The organism is Xanthomonas citri pv. citri (assembly GCF_000961215.1).
Classification (GTDB): Bacteria; Pseudomonadota; Gammaproteobacteria; order Xanthomonadales; family Xanthomonadaceae; genus Xanthomonas; species Xanthomonas cissicola.
Window position 1 is genome coordinate 1,776,356 of the sequence record NZ_CP008998.1, and the last position, 15,451, is coordinate 1,791,806.

The window sequence follows — 15,451 nt, forward strand, 5'->3', positions numbered from 1 at the left end:
GGGGGCGTCTGCAAGCTGACCGACGGGGTAGACCAATCGCGCGCGCGCCTACGTGCAAGGGGCGCTGCGGCATCAGATGCCGAGCGCGCGCGGCTCGTTCCAGAGCGCGCTGCGCTCCCATATCTGCGCGAATTCGCGCTCCAGCTGGCGGCTGCGCGCTGCGCCCGACAGCCAGGTTTCGCCATCATCGAAGCGATGACCTGTTGGACGAAAGTAGTAGGCGTCGTCGCCGACAACATAGACCGATGCAAAACTTGCATCGACCGGGTCGCTGACCGCGCGGAACCGGAACACGCTGGGCAGGCGCTGTGCCAGGCGCAGCATCGCGCTGCTGCTGGCCGCGGCACTGGCGGTGTCTTGCACCAGGACATGTACACGCTTGTCGTGGCGGGCGGTGGCGAAACGACGCAGCGCGTCGAGCACCGCGGCGTTGTCGAACAGGGCCGGGTCCAGGGCGCGGGTGTAGATCAGCACCTGGCGGCGCGCGGCGCACAGCAGCCCGGTGGTGGCGGCCAAGGCTGCGGTGAAGGAGTCCACTGCCATCGGGCCGTCGAGGCGACGGTGCACGACGGTACCGGGCGCATCGTGGGTCTGGCCAATGCGCTCGGGTGAGGAGAGGGTGCCAGCGTCGGGCAGAAAGCCCAGGCGCGCGAAGACCGCTTCCGCAGCAGGGCTGGGACATGCGCGCAGGCCAGGCCAGCCGCGCTGCCGTGCCGCGTCGACTGCGGCAGCGAGCAGTTGGTCCGCCACGCCACGGCGGCGCCAGTTGGACAGAACGCCGAGCCGGTCGAGGCGGCGGTCGGCGGTGAGCCGCACCGAGGCGATCAGCTGGCCCTCGGCGCGTACGGCCAGATGCAGGCTGAGCGGGTCCAATGCATCCCACTGGACACCGCCGGTGGCGCCAGCGGTGTCGGTGGCGCAGGCCAGCCGCAGCGCACGCAGCGCCGCGGCGTCGGCGGCCGGGTCCAGCGTGACGATCTGCGGTCTGGCGTGCGCGGTCATGCAGGCTTGGTGGTGTCGTCGCTGTCGTCGGAATCGGTCTCGTCGGCGATCGCACTGTCGACGTCCTGCTCGGCTTCGGCATCGTCGCCGGGTTCGACATCGGCCTCCAACGCCTCTGGCGGGGTATCGGCAGCGTCGGCAACCTGTTCGACATCGGCGTCGGCATCGATGTCTTCGTCCGCCTCCGGCGCGTCGTCCTCGGAGTCTTCGTCGTCGTGGTCGGCCGACACGCTCAGCGCATGCGCGTGGTCGTCGTCTGCGATGGCGTCCTCGGCATCTTCGTGGGCGCGCTGGTAGTGGCCGTGTGCCAGCAGCTCCAGTACCACCTCGCGGCCACGCGGGGACAACTGCGCGTACAGCGTGCCGTCGATCTCTTCGGCCGCGGCCAGACGGGACGCATCCTTGGCCGACAGCGCAAACTCCAGGCCGCTGCAGAACAGCGTGGCGCCGCGCTTGGCGCGCCGCCAGGCCAGCCGCGACCACGGGTGGCGGTGCAGCAGCACGCCTTCTTCCAGCGCCTGCTCGACCGCTTCGCGCGGGATCGGCTCGGGCGCCGGCACCACGTCGCCGGAGGCGCGGTAGGTGGTCATGAAACGGCCGAACCAGTCGCCCAGACGGTCGGGGTCGTTCATGCGCAGCGCATTGAGCGCAGCGACCACGCGGTTCATCGCGGTGACGTCGATTTCGTAGGGGTCGGCCGGCACCTTGAGGTCTTCGTCGTGATAGCGCACGGCCTCGTCGGCATCGGCAATCAAGGTGTCCAGGTAATCGCCGATCAGCTCGGCCGAGGACGGTGCGCGGGTGCCGATGGAGAAGGTCAGACAGGCGTCTTCGGCCACACCGTGGTGCGGGATCAGCGGCGGCAGGTAGAGCATGTCGCCCGGGCCCAGCACCCAATCGTGGGTGGGCTTGAACTCGCGTAGCAGCTTGAGTTCGACATCGTCGCGGAACGCCAACGGCGTGGCCTTGCGGCCCTGGACGGTGCGCGCGTCGATCTGCCAGCGGCGGTGGCCCTGGCCCTGCAGCAGGAACACGTCGTAGTGGTCGACATGCGCGCCCACCGAACCGCCAGTGGCGGCGAAGCTGATCATGATGTCGTCGATACGCCAGCGCGGCAGGAAGCGGAAGTGCTCCAGCAGGGCACGCACGTCGGCGTCCCATTTGTCCACGTCCTGCACCAGCAAGGTCCAGTCATGGGCGGGCAGGCCGGGAAAATCGGTTTCCTGGAACGGGCCGGTGCGCACGTCCCAGCCGTCGGTGGCGCGGTCGTGGCTGATCAGGCGTGCCAGCACGCCGTCTTCGCAGGCCAGCCCGGCCAGATCTTCCGGCTGCAGCGGCGAGGCGAAATCCGCGAACGCATTGCGGATCAACAGCGGGTGCTTGTGCCAGTAATTGCGCAGGAAACGCTCGACCGGCATACCCAGCGGCTGTCCCGGACGGGCCTGGACTTCGATGGCAAGTGGGGTCGCTTTACGTACGGCCATGTGGGGTCCTTACACGATGTAGATAGAGAGTGCGGTGCGCGGCATCGGCCGGCGCCAATGGCCTATTGTCGACTGCCCGAGCCGGATGTGCACCTGTGCGGCGCGCAGCGAGCCGGCTCCCGTTCGCCGCTGCGGGGCTGGCCAGCGATTCCGATCGCTTCTTCGTGCTGATGGCCGTGCGAGCGGCATGGTGGCGCCTGCCGCGCACGCCGATCGCCGCGCGCGCGGTAGCGCACCGGCGCGCATCACATCACCTTGTTGCCGCTGCCGCGATCGTCCCGTAAGGGGTTGCTGGAAGGGTTGACGGTGTTGTCGTTGCCGGAAAACCGCACCTGTTTCACGGCGCGCGCCAGCACCAGATTCCTGTTGCCCTGTATGTCCACGCGATCGACATCGGTCAGATTGAGCGTGTTGTCGTGACCGCTCACGCTGAGCTGACCGAGTTGCCTGTTGAGTACCGTGACGTTGCTTCCCTCCAGCCGAATGCTGCGCGCGGTGTCCAGATTCATCGCGCCACGCGAGGCGGTGATGGTGACCGTGCCGCACGCGCCGTGCAGGATCCATTCGCTGTCATCTCGGGTCAGCCGGACATCTTTGCCGGCACAGTCTGCGCCGCTGGCCGGAGCAGGGACAGTGCCGTGTGGGTGACGCGCATCGCCGGTCTGGTGAAAAGCAAGGCCGGCACGATAGCAGTCCGGTCAGGTCACCCATGTGCAGGTCCTCGCCAACCATCCAGTCCGCTAAGGCCGTGCGACGCATCCGACGCGAGGCGTCGTCATCACTGGCCTTGATCGTGCGTCATCGGCATGCGCTGATGCCGATGACGCCTCGCCGATGAGGTCGATGACGTGGCCCGCTTCGCAAGCTCCCACCGAAGCTCGCGGTTCGGTCAGCTCAGATCGCGCGCGCCAGCTGCTCGGCCAGCCCGGTGTAGGCGCCCGGGGTGAGCGCGCGCAGGCGCTGCTTGTCTTGTTCCGGCAGTTGCAGACTTTCCACGAAGGCCTGCATCGAGGCGGCGGTGATGCCCTGGCCGCGGGTCAGCGCCTTGAGTTGTTCGTAGGGGTTCGGCAGGCCGTGGCGGCGCATGACCGTCTGCACGGCTTCGGCCAGCACTTCCCAGGCCGCATCCAGGTCGGCATCCAGCCGCTCGGGGTTGACGGTGAGCTTGCCCAGGCCCTTGGCCAGCGAATCCAGCGCGACCTGGGTATGGCCGAACGCGGTGCCGAGTGCGCGCAGCACGGTGGAATCGGTGAGGTCGCGCTGCCAGCGGCTGATCGGCAACTTGGCGGAGAAATGTTCGAACAGCGCGTTGGCGATGCCGAAATTGCCCTCGGCATTTTCGAAGTCGATGGGGTTGACCTTATGCGGCATGGTCGAGGAGCCAACTTCGCCCTCTTTCAGCTTCTGCTTGAAATAGCCCAGCGAGATATAGCCCCAGATGTCGCGCGCCAGGTCGATCAGGATGGTGTTGGCGCGGCGGCTGGCATCGCCGATTTCGGCCACATTGTCGTGCGGCTCGATCTGGGTGGTGTAGGGGTTGAACACCAGGCCCAGGCTTTCCACGAAACGCTGTGCGAACGCCGACCAGTCCAGGTCCGGGTACGACACCAGGTGCGCGTTGTAATTACCGACCGCGCCGTTGATCTTGCCGGTCAGTTCGACCGCGGCGATCTGCTTGCGCTGGCGCTCCAGGCGCGCGACCACGTTGGCGATTTCCTTGCCCAGCGTGGTGGGCGAGGCGGTCTGGCCGTGGGTGCGCGAGAGCATCGGCTGGGCGGCCTGGGCGTGGGCGAGGGTGCGCAGCGCGGCGGTAATACCATCCAGGCTGGGCAGCAACACCTGACGGCGTGCCTGCTCCAGCATCAGCCCGTAGCTCAGGTTGTTGATGTCTTCGCTGGTGCAGGCAAAGTGCACGAATTCCAGCGCCGGGCCGAGTTCGGCATCGTCCTTGAGCTGCTCCTTGATGAAGTACTCCACCGCCTTGACGTCATGGTTGGTGGTGCGCTCGATTTCCTTGACCCGCGCGGCATGGGCCACGCCGAAATCGTCGGCCAGGGCGCGCAGCCGCTGCGTGGCAGCCGGCGAGAACGGCGCCAGTTCGGCGATGCCCGGCTCGGCGGCCAGTGCCAGCAGCCATTCGATTTCGACCTTGACCCGCGCCTTGATCAGGCCGTATTCGGAGAAGATCGGGCGCAGCGCATCCACTTTGGAGGCGTAGCGGCCGTCGAGCGGGGACAGGGCGAGCAGAGCGGAATCCGACATGGGCAGGAGAGGCAGCGGTGACGGTGGGGCCAGCATTCTACGCCGCCGAGGCTGCGGGCAGGCCCGGTGCCCTGCAAAACGGGTTCCCAAGCCCACGGCAGAATGGCTGAATGGCGGGCTACCTGCGCGGCAGAGGAGCCCGACATGGCGCGACCTGCACTTTATGGTAGAGCTCCCTGCGCTGTTCCGGCTGCCATGCGCCCGATCTTCGCTCGCCTCGCCTTTGCGATCTTTACCGCCGCGCTGCCCGCCGCCGCGCAGGATCCCGACTTCGCCGCGCAGGCGGCGGCGCTGTATCGCACCCCGCCTGCGATCGCCAGCTGCCGCGCCGGAGACCTGCAGCCGGCGCAGCGGCAACACGTGCTGGCGCTGATCAACGACATCCGTCGGCTGCACGGGCTCGACGCGGTCGACGACGACCCGGCGGCCGAGCCCGAAGCCACCCAGGCGGCCTTGGTGATTGCCGCCAACGGCCGCCTCAGCCATACGCCGACGCCGGACTGGCGCTGCTATTCCGACACTGCAGCCAAGGGCGCGCGCCGTAGCCTGATCTACGGCGGAGTCAGCTCGCCGCTGCTGCGTTTCTCCAGCGCCGAACAGATCGTGATCGAGTGGCTGACCGACGCCAACAACGTCAGCGCCGGTGGACTGGGGCACCGGCGCTGGCTGCTGGATCCGTTTCTGCAACGCGTCGCCTTCGGCATGGTGGCCGGTCGCGACGGCGCCACGTTCAGTAGCGGTGCCGCGCTGCGCTTCGTTCCGGCGGTCGGCGTCGCGGCGCGGACGCGTGAGGATTTCATCGCCTGGCCGATCGGCGAGTACCCGGGCCGCTACTATTCCGACGATGCGCTGTTGTCGTTCACCGCATTGCCGGACCGCAAGCGCAAGTTCGCCAATCGCGATGTCGACTACGCCGATGCGCAGGTGCAGATCCGCGAGCGCGATGGACGCCAGCTGCAGGTACGCAACCTGAGCGACGACCACGAAGGTTTCGGGGTGCCCAATAGCCTGCAGTTCCGGGTGCCGCGCCTGCAGCCGGGTGTGATCTACGACGTGACCATCCGCGGGGTGCGGTTCGGCGGGCAGTCGCGCGATTACCGTTATTGGTTTCGCATCGGCCAATCGGCTCGCGCGTCCGCCGACTGAATCGACGGCATCAGCTGGCCGCGTCGACGGCTTCGCCCACCGGGCGCACCGTGACTGCCTGGATGCGATGGCCTGCCATGCGCCGCACGGTCAGCAGGTGACCATCCAGCTCCAGCGTTTCGCCTTCCTCGGGCAGGCGCTGCAGCTGACACAGGATCAGCCCGCCGACCGAATTGACGTGGTCCGGCGCGCTCAGGTCCTGACCGAGCAGGCGTTCCAGGCGGAAGATCGAGGTGCTGCCGGCGACCAGCAGCGAGCCGTCCTGGCCACGGATCGGGGCATCGCGCACCACGTGTCGGTGCTCGTCCTCGATGTCGCCAACCACCACTTCCAGCAGGTCTTCCAGGGTGAAAAAGCCCAGGATGCGGCCTTCTTCTTCCACGCACAGCGCCAGATGGGTGGTGCCGGTGCGGAATTGCTCCAGCGCGTTGGGAATCGGCGTTTCCAGGGTCAGCACGGTGGGAGGGCGCAGCAGCGGGCGCAGATCGTCCAGGTTCTGGCCGCGTGCCATCGCCACCAGCAAATCCTTGGTGTGCAGGATGCCGAGTACCTGTTCGCCATCGGCATCGAACCAGGGGTAGCGGCTGTAGCGCGACTCACTGAATTCGGCCAGCACCGTCTCCAGGGTCATGCCTTCGCGCAGGCTGCGCATGTGCTCGCGCGGGCGCATCAAATCGCCGGCGACCAGATCCGGCAATTCCAACGCGTGGCTCATCAAGGCCAGCCCCTGGTCGGGCGCAGCGGCGTTCGGGTCCTGGCGGCCGACGATCAGCATCAGTTCCTCGCGTGAGTAACGATGCGAGTGATGTTCCACCTCGCCCCAGCCGAGCAGGCGCAGAAAGCGGTTGGCGCTGGTATTGAGCACCCAGATGGCCGGGTACATCAGCCAGTAGAAAACGTACAGCGGCGCAGCGGTCCACAACGACATGCGTTCCGGGCGGCGGATCGCCATGGTCTTGGGCGCCAGTTCGCCCAGCACGATATGCAGGAACGAAATCAAGCTGAAGGCGATTGCCAGCGCAGTGAATTGTGCCGCTTCCGGCGACAGGCCCAGCGTATCGAACAGCGGTTGCAGCAGATGTGCGAAAGCCGGCTCGCCGACCCAGCCCAATCCGAGCGAAGCCAGCGTGATACCGAGCTGGCAGGCCGACAGATACGCATCCAGATGCGCGTGTACACCGAGCAACAAGCGCCCGCGCCAGCCGTTGGTTTGCGCCAGGCCCACCGCTTGCGTGTGCCGCAGCTTGACCAGCGCGAACTCGGCGGCGACAAAAAATCCATTCAACAGCACCAGCAGCAATGCCACCAACAGCAGCAGGACGTTACCCAACATGGCCGCCTCCATGCGCTGCAGGAGCGGTCCATCCGCGTGCCACCGCATGTGCGGTAGCGATGAGCAGTGTCGCGGCAACCGATGCGGAACGTGCGTTTCTACAGTCAGGCTCGTCGCCCATGGCGGCTTGGTATCTCGTCATGATCAGCAGGCAGTCTAGCCGACAGCGTGCGACGACATCGTCGCAACGCGGCGTGCGAGTATCGTAGACAGTCTCGCCAGCGTGGGTACGCCCGCCGCCAGCCATCCATCACCACAAATCAGCAATGTGCGGAGAGTGCAGATGAGCGAACGTTTCAGGACCGAACACGACAGCATGGGCGAATTGCAGGTGCCCGCCGACGCGTTGTGGGGCGCGCAGACCCAGCGCGCGGTGCAGAATTTCCCGGTGTCCGGGCAGCCGATGCCGCGCGGTTTCATTCGCGCGCTGGGCTTGATCAAGGCCGCGGCAGCCGGCGTCAACGCCGAGCTTGGATTGCTGCCGAAGTCGATCGGCAAGACCGTGCAGGCCGCTGCATTGCAAGTGGCCGAGGGCAGCTTCGATGCGCAGTTTCCCATCGATGTGTACCAGACCGGTTCGGGCACCTCGTCCAACATGAATGCCAATGAGGTGATTGCCACCCTGGCCACGCGTGCCGGCAAGGATGCGGTGCATCCCAACGACCACGTCAATCTGGGCCAGAGTTCCAACGATGTGGTCCCCACCGCCATTCGCGTGTCGGCATTGCTGGCGGTGCAGGAACATCTGCAACCGGCGCTCAAGCATCTGCGCAAGACCATCGACAAGCGCGCCAAATCGCTTGATAAGATCGTCAAGACCGGTCGCACGCATTTGATGGACGCGATGCCGCTCACCTTTGGTCAGGAGTTCGGCGCGTGGTCGGCGCAGCTGAGTTCGGCGCAGGAGCGTATCGACGACGCGCTCAAGCGCTTGCGACGCTTGCCGCTGGGCGGCACGGCGATCGGGACCGGCATCAATGCCGACCCGCGCTTCGGTGGCAAGGTCGCCAAGGCCTTGTCCACCCTGAGCGGAGCCAGGTTCGAGAGCGCGGAAAACAAGTTCGAAGGACTCGCCGCGCAGGACGATGCGGTGGAGTTGTCTGGCCAACTCAACGCGCTGGCGGTGGCACTGATCAAGATCGCAAACGACTTGCGCTGGATGAATGCCGGCCCGTTGGCGGGCCTGGGCGAAATCGAACTGCCGGCGCTGCAGCCTGGCAGCTCGATCATGCCAGGCAAGGTCAATCCGGTGATTCCCGAAGCCACCGTGATGGCGTGCGCGCAGGTGATCGGCCACCACACTGCCATCACCATCGCCGGGCAAACCGGCAACTTCCAGTTGAACGTGACGTTGCCGCTGATCGCCTACAACCTGCTGGATTCGATCACCTTGCTGGGCAACGTTTCGCGCCTGTTGGCCGACACCGCCATTGCCGGTCTGAAGGTGCGTCAGGAGCGCGTCCGCGAGGCGTTGGACCGCAACCCCATCTTGGTGACGGCACTGAACCCCATCATCGGTTACGAAAAGGCCGCGGCGATCGCCAAGCGTGCCTACAAGGAGCAGCGGTCGGTACTGGATGTGGCCAAGGAAGACAGCGGGCTCGGCGAAGCGGAACTGCGGCGATTGCTCGACCCGACGGCATTGACACGCGGCGGTATCCATGCCGGCGGCGGTAGCGGGGGCTGATCACCGCAGCGCATATGTAGGAGCGCACGTGTGCGCGATGGGGCATTATCGATAACGCCCTGTCGCGGCGCGCTCCTACCGATTTTGCTGATTTGTCGTCGCTTGGCCAAGCCGGCTAAGCGTCAGTGCCGCTCGGCCTGCACATTGCCGAAGCTCTCGCGATACGGCTGCAGCGACGGAATTTCATCCAGCAATTGACCACTGAGCGTCTGGATCTCGGGCGTGGCGGTCAGCTTGATCGACTTGTATTCCGGATCCGGGCCGGCCTCGTTGACCGCCTGCTGACGCAACATCTGCAGGTGGCCGAACAGCAGCTGCAGCTTGGCGCGTGTCGGCTCTTTCTGCGGCAGCGCGATGTCGTCGATCTTGAGCGTGCCATCGGGGGTGATTTCGGCATTGGCAGCTGGCGGGCGGCGGATCATCACCGACTGCGTGGTGACCGCAACGCGCGGCTTGCCGCGTTCGGCGCGGCGAGACGATTGGTCGCCACAGGCAGCAAGCGTGCACAGCAGAAGCGCCATGCAGAGCATCACGAACTTGTTCATGGGGTCGATGGAGTGAGGAGAGCGCATTAGTGTAATCCCGCTCCGGTCTGCGGATCGGCAAAGCGGCAGTCCAGTGCCTGCCAAAATGTCGCAGGGCATCGGTCTGTTTGGTCGCCGTGCACGCATCGTCGGCTGGGGGCGCTTTCCGGCCGGCCAATCAGCAGCGGCGCGCGCCCTGCGAACAGCTGTGCAGGCGGTGCGATACGCAGTTGCCGAACGGTGCTGATGGAAGCGCTGCCACCTCCCCGCGACTAGTCGTCGACCAGGCGTGGGGCGCACAGGCGCCGCAGTGTACGAGCGGCACATGCCGCGCCGCGTACCGACGACGCCCGCTTGTCGGTGGGCGAAGTCGGTTTGTCGGCCGCTCTACTTGCGGCAATCGTCGATGTCGTGCTGCGTCAGGGTCGAATACGGCGCAAACGCCGGCACCAGGTGCGCGGCTGCATCCTGCGCGGTGCGCAGCGTGGCCAGCTGGTCGCAGATCTGCAGGGCCTTGTTCTTGAAGGTGTCCGCCTCGGCCTCGATCTTGTCGCCGATCTGATCGGAATTGCCGCTGAGCACGCCCTTGATCGCTTCGCCCGCCGCATGTGCGCCGAACGCCGCGCCCTGGGTGCCGATGTCGATGCCCTTCTTGGCCACGCCTTGCACCTGCGCGTAGTAACTGCGCATCGCCTGACGTTGCGCCTCGTTCAAGTCCACCGGCTTGCCGTCGACGCTGAGCGCGCCATCGGCACTGATGGTGGCGGCGGGCAAGCCATTGCGCTTGAGCGTCAGGCTCTTGCCGGTAAAGGTCACGCCGGCACCATTGGCCTGGCCGGAGACGTTGACGGTCGGTTCGGACTTGCCGCAACCCGCCAGCAAGACGCTCATCACTAACGCCGAAACAAGCAATTTCATCAGCAATTCCCCCGCATCCTGAAAGAAGTCGTCATTTGTCTGCCGGTACCCGCGTGCTGCCGGAGACCTCGCTCACATCGATATCGCCGCTGCCTTTGTGCGCCACGCTCAGATCGCCACGCACCTTGCGTACATTCAACGCGCCGGAAGCGACCAACTCCACGTTGACATTGCCTTGCACATCGCGGATATCGACATCGCCCGAGCCGATCGTGCCGATCTTGATGTTGCCTGCGACGCCGTGCAGCTTGACCTCGCCGGACTGCACTTTCGCCACCTCGACCGCGCCGTGCACCTCACGCGCCTTGAGGTCGCCCGAGCCCACTGCCAACACGCGCAGAGCGCCCAGGTCTTCCAGCTCGACATCGCCGGAGCCCACCTTGGCAGTCACGCGGCCCTTGGTGCGACGAATCGTCATGTCGCCGGAACCCACATCGGCGCTCACTGCGGCGGCGCCGTTGATCTGCGCATCGCCGGATCCCACGTCGAATTGCACCAGCACCGTGTTGGGCACGCTGCCGCGCAGATCCAGGTAGGAGTAGCTGTTGCCGAAGGAGAACCGGCGGTCATCGTTCAAGGTCACCACCAGCTTGTCGCCGACGCGTTTCTGGGTCACGGTCAGGCTCTTGAGCAACTCAGCCCTGGCAGCACAGGCGCGTCCGCTCAGTTTTCCGCCGCCGCTGGGCGAGGCGTCCAGATGCAGGTCGTTGGAAGCGACCTCGAACAGGACCGACTTCACGCCGGTCAGCTGCAGGTCCAGGCTGCGTGGTTCGGAGAATTTGCACTGCTCCTCTGCCGCTGCGACACCGGGCAATGCGAGCAGGATGGCCAGGCTCAGGGTCAGGCGCATGGGACGTCCCTCAGGCTTCGGAGCGCCGACGGCGCAGATAGATGGAGGCGGCGATCAACGCAACGCCGATGGCTGCGCCGATCCAGATGTCAGGGCTGCCATACACACGTGTGCTATCGGTGTGCTGCAATGCCCACTGCACCAGATCGCTGGGGTTCTGGATCATGCTGCTGTCCAGATTGCCGCTGACGGCAAGCGGCGACCAAGTGCCGGGCAGGGCGCTGAGCAGGCCGCGATAGCCGACGATGTACCAGATCCAGCCGATCGGCAGCGACACGCCCGGCATCGCCGAGAGAATGCTCAGCATCACGCAGGCCAGCAGCGGAAACAGCACCGCCCACAGGAACGGCTTGCTGTTGGCCCAGGCCGAGCAGAACATCAGCCAGCCCACGGTCGGCAGCGCCCACAACAGGCTCATCGGAACGGTCTTCAGCAACAGCCATAGCAGCGAAAACGGGTGCGAATGGGTCGCCAGCGCCCATGGGCTGGGCACACCTGCAATCAAGGCGCCAACGATGGCGATCAACCACAGCGCCATGCCGACCGCCGCACCGATCGCGATGGAAATCAGCGGCGCCAGCAGCAACGCCCAGGCGGCCTTGGACAACACCGTCTGCACGTCCGACACCGGCAACGATTTCCAGAACAGCACGCTGCGGTCGCGGCGGTCGTCGTACAGGCTGCCGAGCGCATAGAAAAACACCACGAACGCCAGGACTACCGACGCGATGCCGATGCCGCCCAGCAGCAGGCCGTCGCCGACCTGGCCCAGCGTGCGGGTGTATTCGGCCAGGTCGTCCATGGCGATGCTGTCGCCGACCATGTTGCGGCGCGCACTGATCGCACCGATCACCGCGCCCAGCAGCGCGAAGAACACCGCAATGCCACCGGTGATGAACTGCGCCCACACGAAGCCGCCACGGTGCTCCCAATATTCGCGTTTGAGCAGCCAGGCGAAGGTGCGTGCGGGTGATGCTTTGTTGGTCACTGCATTCATGCGTAGGTCCCCTTCATGACCGCAACGAACAGGTCGGCTAGGCCGGGATTGCGGGTTTCGCCAAAACGGGCGAGCTGCTCTTTCGGCGCGCCATCGAACAACATCACGGTCTTGCCGAACGGCAGTCCGCGCTCGTCGATCGGCTTCAGCGCGCGTGCTGCATCCAGCTGATCGGCACCGACCAGGACTTCGGTGTAGCGCTCGGAGACGCTTTCCATATCGGCGGTGAGCACGATGCGGCCGTCGCGGATGAACATCACATCGGTGAGGATGTGTTCGATCTCCTCGACCTGGTGGGTGGTGACGATGATGGTCTTCTGCTCGTCGAAGTAATCCTCCAGCAGGCGCTGGTAGAACTGCTTGCGGTAGAGGATGTCCAGGCCCAGGGTCGGTTCGTCCAGCACCAGGATGCGTGCGTCGATGGCCATCACCAGCGCCAGATGCAGCTGCACGATCATGCCCTTGGACAACTCGCGCACCCGCGATTTGCGGTTGAGCTGGGTATTGGCCAGGAAGCGCTCGCACTTGGCGCGATCGAAACGCGGATGCACGCCGGCGACGAAATCGATCGCTTCGCCGACCCGCAGCCAGCGCGGCAGCACCGCCACATCGGCAATGAAGCAGACCTCGTTCATCAGCGCGTTGCGCTGCGTGCGCGGATCCATGCCCAACACCTGCAACTCGCCGGCGAAATCGGTCAGGCCCAGCACCGCCTTGAGCGCAGTGGTCTTGCCGGCGCCGTTGGGGCCGATCAATCCAATGATGCGGCCAGCGGCGATGGTGAAGCTGGTGTTGTCCAGCGCGAGCCGATGCTTGTAGGCCTTGCGCAGGCCACGTGCATCGACCACATGGTCGGAGGAGACGGCGGTCATGGTGTTTTTCCCTGTGGCAACAGATCGTCGATGGACAGTCCCAGGCGCTGGATCCTTTCCAGCACGGCGGGCCATTCTTCATTCAAGAAACGCTCGCGTTCGCTGCCACGCAGCTTCTGTGCGGCTTCCGGGGTCATGAACATGCCCAGGCCGCGGCGTTTCTCCACCAGATTCTCGTCGGCCAGTTCCTGGTAGGCGCGCGAGACGGTGATGGGGTTGAGTTGGTAATCGGCCGCCACCTGGCGCACCGAGGGCAGGGCATCGCCGGGCTTGAGAATTCCATCGAGCATCATGGCAATCACCCGTTCCTTGAGTTGGCGGTAGATGGGAGCGCCGTCGCTCCACTGAATGTCGTTCATGATCAGCTCCGTGGGCGCAGGGCCTGCGCGAAGGAGAAATAGGGCATCGACAGCGAAGCGCGCACATGCCGGCCAGGCCGGGAACGCGCTTCGGGGGGAGTTGTCGCGTTTTCCGTAACCGCCTCCGACACGCCATAATCGGCGCCGGACTCCGTCACCTGACTGGAAGCGGCTCCCAGGCAACCAATGGCAAACAGGGTGCTGCCGAACAGCAACAGCGGAACTGGTCGCGTGAAGCGTGTGCTGTTCATGCTTTCCCCTGCGTTGGATGACTGGTGTTGTATTCAACTATAACACCGACACGCAGGTAGTCAACTGTTTGTCATCCCCAACTGATGGCACCCCTTTATCGGTGCGCCGCCTCAACTATCGAAGGGCATTGCTCATGTTGCTCAATCGTCTGCTAGCTCTTGTATTGACTGGCTTTTTTGCAACGCCTGCGTTCGCTGCCGGCACCCCGGTACTGGATGTGGAGTACCGGCCGCTGGCCGGCAAGACGCCGATCAACCTGAACCGTACCTACGGCGGCAAGGTTGTCATGGTGGTCAACACCGCCAGCAAGTGCGGCTTCACCCCGCAGTACGAAGGTCTGGAAGCGCTCAACCATCGCTTCGGCAGCCGCGGCTTCACCGTGCTGGGCTTTCCGTCCAACGATTTCCAAGGACAGGAACCGGGATCTGAGAAGCAGATCCAGGAATTCTGCACGCTGACCTATGGCGTGAAGTTCCCGATGTTTGAGAAGGTCCATGTGCTGGGTGCCGAGGCAACGCCGCTGTATCAGCGCCTGACCCAGGCCACTGGCGTGGCGCCGGGCTGGAATTTCCACAAGTATCTGATCGGTCGCGATGGCCGGGTGGTTGCGCAGTTCCCCAGCAAGATCAAACCGGACGATCCGAGCGTGCTGGCAGCAATCGAACGCGAGCTCAAGGCGCCGGCGCGCTGAGCGCAGCGCTCGCATCGCCGCGCGCGCGTGCGACAATGCGCATTCAACGCCATCGGTGGCGTGTCTTTTCACTTTTGGGAAGTGCATCGAATGAAGATGGGAAAGCGCGGCGCGGCGGCGTCGTTACTGATGGTGGCAATGGCGGCGTCGATGCCGGCGATGTCGCAGCAACCGGCCGCAGCGGCCACCAAGGAGAAGCCAGCTTTGAATGCATCGTCTGATAAGAGCACGCGCGACAACGTCAGCTACGCCATCGGTATGGACGTGGCACGTTCGTTCGAGCCGATCGCTCAGGACATCGATGTGAACGCGATGCAACGCGCCATCGAAAATGCATTCAAGGGCGGCAAGCCGCTGTTGTCGGATGAGCAGACCCAGGCCACCGATACTGCATTGCGTACCGCGCTCGCTGCCCGCAACGGCCAGCAGGTGCCAGGCATGGCGCCGGGCGCCGCGCCGGCTGCACCGTCCAAGGAAAATGTCGGCCTGATGCTCGGCGATCGCGCGGTTGGTCCGTCGCTGGCCGGTATCAAGGACGAGATCGATCTGTCGATCCTGATGGAAGCGGTGCGTACCGTGTTCGCCAAGGGCACCACGCGTCTGACCCAGCAGGAGGCCGCAGCCACCATGCAGGCATTCGCCTCTGCCAAGCAGGGCGCTGCCGCTGCCAACAATCGCCAGCAGGGCAATGAATTCCTTGCCAAGAACAAGACCGAGACGGGCGTGATCACCACCGCGTCCGGCCTGCAGTACATGGTGTTGCGCCAGGGTAGCGGCGAGCGCCCGATGCGGACCAGCAAGGTGCGTGTGAACTACGAAGGCAAGCTGCTCAACGGGCAGGTCTTCGACAGTTCCTACCAGCGCGGCCAGCCGGCGGAGTTCGGTCTGGATCAAGTCATTCCCGGTTGGACCGAGGGCGTGGCGTTGATGCCGGTCGGTTCGAAATACCGTTTCTGGATTCCATCCAACTTGGCCTATGGCCCGAACGGCACGCAAGGAGGGCCGATCGGACCTGACGCAACGTTGACGTTCGATGTCGAACTGATGGGTATCCTTCCCTGATCTTCCGCAGGA

General features: G+C 65.2%; 16 protein-coding genes and 1 pseudogene. 5 read left to right on the forward strand and 12 right to left on the reverse strand.

The window, feature by feature from the left end:
* Positions 1 to 72 precede the first annotated feature (72 nt).
* The 4 genes and pseudogenes from AMD14_RS08315 to purB all read right to left on the reverse strand — a co-directional run bounded on the left by AMD14_RS08315 (position 73) and on the right by purB (position 4,748).
* Positions 73 to 1,002: a GNAT family N-acetyltransferase gene (locus AMD14_RS08315; protein ID WP_011050985.1), complete on the reverse strand. Its 930-nt coding sequence runs from the start codon at positions 1,000 to 1,002 to the stop codon at positions 73 to 75.
* Positions 999 to 2,486 (reverse strand): ribosomal protein uL16 3-hydroxylase, encoded by a 1,488-nt coding sequence (locus AMD14_RS08320; protein WP_011050986.1) that lies wholly within the window; start codon positions 2,484 to 2,486, stop codon positions 999 to 1,001. The genes AMD14_RS08315 and AMD14_RS08320 overlap by 4 nt, the downstream gene beginning before the upstream one ends.
* Positions 2,487 to 2,731: 245 nt before the next feature.
* A pseudogene (locus AMD14_RS08325) lies at positions 2,732 to 3,121 on the reverse strand (DUF3060 domain-containing protein); the annotation flags it as partial.
* Between the two features lie 259 nt (positions 3,122 to 3,380).
* Positions 3,381 to 4,748: an adenylosuccinate lyase gene (gene purB, locus AMD14_RS08330; RefSeq protein WP_003483672.1), complete on the reverse strand. Its 1,368-nt coding sequence runs from the start codon at positions 4,746 to 4,748 to the stop codon at positions 3,381 to 3,383.
* Positions 4,749 to 4,943: 195 nt separating this feature from the next.
* Between purB and AMD14_RS08335 the strand changes: the two genes are divergently transcribed.
* Positions 4,944 to 5,894, forward strand: coding sequence for a CAP domain-containing protein (locus AMD14_RS08335; protein ID WP_015463033.1), 951 nt, complete (start codon positions 4,944 to 4,946; stop codon positions 5,892 to 5,894).
* Between the two features lie 10 nt (positions 5,895 to 5,904).
* Here AMD14_RS08335 and AMD14_RS08340 read toward each other — a convergent pair whose 3' ends face one another.
* Positions 5,905 to 7,227, reverse strand: a complete 1,323-nt coding sequence (locus AMD14_RS08340; protein ID WP_011050989.1) for a hemolysin family protein — start codon at positions 7,225 to 7,227, stop codon at positions 5,905 to 5,907.
* 283 nt (positions 7,228 to 7,510) lie between these two features.
* Between AMD14_RS08340 and AMD14_RS08345 the strand changes: the two genes are divergently transcribed.
* Positions 7,511 to 8,914 carry a class II fumarate hydratase gene (locus tag AMD14_RS08345; protein WP_011050990.1) on the forward strand — a complete coding sequence of 468 codons (1,404 nt, stop codon included), beginning with the start codon at positions 7,511 to 7,513 and terminating at the stop codon, positions 8,912 to 8,914.
* 122 nt (positions 8,915 to 9,036) lie between these two features.
* On the opposite strand, the gene AMD14_RS08350 is transcribed toward AMD14_RS08345, so the two are convergent.
* From AMD14_RS08350 to AMD14_RS23085, 7 genes are all read right to left on the reverse strand, one after another.
* Positions 9,037 to 9,459, reverse strand: a complete 423-nt coding sequence (locus tag AMD14_RS08350) for a hypothetical protein (RefSeq protein WP_003483680.1) — start codon at positions 9,457 to 9,459, stop codon at positions 9,037 to 9,039.
* A gap of 366 nt (positions 9,460 to 9,825) precedes the next feature.
* Positions 9,826 to 10,356, reverse strand: a complete 531-nt coding sequence (locus AMD14_RS08355; protein WP_003483683.1) for a DUF2884 family protein — start codon at positions 10,354 to 10,356, stop codon at positions 9,826 to 9,828.
* Between the two features lie 31 nt (positions 10,357 to 10,387).
* On the reverse strand, positions 10,388 to 11,206 hold the full coding sequence (locus AMD14_RS08360; protein WP_011050993.1) for a DUF4097 family beta strand repeat-containing protein: 819 nt from the start codon (positions 11,204 to 11,206) through the stop codon (positions 10,388 to 10,390).
* Positions 11,207 to 11,216: 10 nt separating this feature from the next.
* On the reverse strand, positions 11,217 to 12,203 hold the full coding sequence (locus AMD14_RS08365; RefSeq protein WP_005919828.1) for a hypothetical protein: 987 nt from the start codon (positions 12,201 to 12,203) through the stop codon (positions 11,217 to 11,219).
* Positions 12,200 to 13,075: an ABC transporter ATP-binding protein gene (locus AMD14_RS08370; protein WP_005913764.1), complete on the reverse strand. Its 876-nt coding sequence runs from the start codon at positions 13,073 to 13,075 to the stop codon at positions 12,200 to 12,202. The genes AMD14_RS08365 and AMD14_RS08370 overlap by 4 nt, the downstream gene beginning before the upstream one ends.
* Positions 13,072 to 13,434, reverse strand: a complete 363-nt coding sequence (locus AMD14_RS08375) for a GntR family transcriptional regulator (RefSeq protein WP_003483692.1) — start codon at positions 13,432 to 13,434, stop codon at positions 13,072 to 13,074. Before AMD14_RS08375 ends, AMD14_RS08370 begins: the two co-directional genes overlap by 4 nt.
* A gap of 2 nt (positions 13,435 to 13,436) precedes the next feature.
* Positions 13,437 to 13,685 (reverse strand): hypothetical protein, encoded by a 249-nt coding sequence (locus tag AMD14_RS23085; protein ID WP_015472303.1) that lies wholly within the window; start codon positions 13,683 to 13,685, stop codon positions 13,437 to 13,439.
* A 134-nt stretch (positions 13,686 to 13,819) separates the two neighbouring features.
* On the opposite strand from AMD14_RS23085, the gene AMD14_RS08380 reads away from it, so the two are divergent.
* Genes AMD14_RS08380 through AMD14_RS08385 form a run of 3 tightly spaced genes read left to right on the forward strand, consistent with a single transcriptional unit; the run spans position 13,820 to position 15,439 of the window.
* On the forward strand, positions 13,820 to 14,377 hold the full coding sequence (locus AMD14_RS08380) for a glutathione peroxidase (protein ID WP_011050994.1): 558 nt from the start codon (positions 13,820 to 13,822) through the stop codon (positions 14,375 to 14,377).
* Between the two features lie 35 nt (positions 14,378 to 14,412).
* Positions 14,413 to 14,598 carry a hypothetical protein gene (locus AMD14_RS25255; protein WP_223301068.1) on the forward strand — a complete coding sequence of 62 codons (186 nt, stop codon included), beginning with the start codon at positions 14,413 to 14,415 and terminating at the stop codon, positions 14,596 to 14,598.
* Positions 14,516 to 15,439: an FKBP-type peptidyl-prolyl cis-trans isomerase gene (locus AMD14_RS08385; RefSeq protein ID WP_234336743.1), complete on the forward strand. Its 924-nt coding sequence runs from the start codon at positions 14,516 to 14,518 to the stop codon at positions 15,437 to 15,439. Before AMD14_RS25255 ends, AMD14_RS08385 begins: the two co-directional genes overlap by 83 nt.
* Positions 15,440 to 15,451: the final 12 nt, after the last annotated feature.

What these genes read in the sequence shown, in the direction of transcription:
- AMD14_RS08380 (WP_011050994.1), top strand. Translation starts at nt 13,820, where the DNA reads ATGTTGCTCAATCGTCTGCTAGCTCTTGTATTGACTGGCTTTTTTGCA.
- AMD14_RS08365 (WP_005919828.1), bottom strand. Translation starts at nt 12,203, where the DNA reads ATGAATGCAGTGACCAACAAAGCATCACCCGCACGCACCTTCGCCTGG.
- AMD14_RS08350 (WP_003483680.1), bottom strand. Translation starts at nt 9,459, where the DNA reads ATGAACAAGTTCGTGATGCTCTGCATGGCGCTTCTGCTGTGCACGCTT.
- AMD14_RS25255 (WP_223301068.1), top strand. Translation starts at nt 14,413, where the DNA reads ATGCGCATTCAACGCCATCGGTGGCGTGTCTTTTCACTTTTGGGAAGT.
- AMD14_RS08385 (WP_234336743.1), top strand. Translation starts at nt 14,516, where the DNA reads ATGGCGGCGTCGATGCCGGCGATGTCGCAGCAACCGGCCGCAGCGGCC.
- AMD14_RS08315 (WP_011050985.1), bottom strand. Translation starts at nt 1,002, where the DNA reads ATGACCGCGCACGCCAGACCGCAGATCGTCACGCTGGACCCGGCCGCC.
- AMD14_RS08370 (WP_005913764.1), bottom strand. Translation starts at nt 13,075, where the DNA reads ATGACCGCCGTCTCCTCCGACCATGTGGTCGATGCACGTGGCCTGCGC.
- AMD14_RS08375 (WP_003483692.1), bottom strand. Translation starts at nt 13,434, where the DNA reads ATGAACGACATTCAGTGGAGCGACGGCGCTCCCATCTACCGCCAACTC.
- AMD14_RS08360 (WP_011050993.1), bottom strand. Translation starts at nt 11,206, where the DNA reads ATGCGCCTGACCCTGAGCCTGGCCATCCTGCTCGCATTGCCCGGTGTC.
- AMD14_RS08340 (WP_011050989.1), bottom strand. Translation starts at nt 7,227, where the DNA reads ATGTTGGGTAACGTCCTGCTGCTGTTGGTGGCATTGCTGCTGGTGCTG.
- AMD14_RS08345 (WP_011050990.1), top strand. Translation starts at nt 7,511, where the DNA reads ATGAGCGAACGTTTCAGGACCGAACACGACAGCATGGGCGAATTGCAG.
- AMD14_RS08335 (WP_015463033.1), top strand. Translation starts at nt 4,944, where the DNA reads ATGCGCCCGATCTTCGCTCGCCTCGCCTTTGCGATCTTTACCGCCGCG.
- AMD14_RS08320 (WP_011050986.1), bottom strand. Translation starts at nt 2,486, where the DNA reads ATGGCCGTACGTAAAGCGACCCCACTTGCCATCGAAGTCCAGGCCCGT.
- purB (WP_003483672.1), bottom strand. Translation starts at nt 4,748, where the DNA reads ATGTCGGATTCCGCTCTGCTCGCCCTGTCCCCGCTCGACGGCCGCTAC.
- AMD14_RS08355 (WP_003483683.1), bottom strand. Translation starts at nt 10,356, where the DNA reads ATGAAATTGCTTGTTTCGGCGTTAGTGATGAGCGTCTTGCTGGCGGGT.
- AMD14_RS23085 (WP_015472303.1), bottom strand. Translation starts at nt 13,685, where the DNA reads ATGAACAGCACACGCTTCACGCGACCAGTTCCGCTGTTGCTGTTCGGC.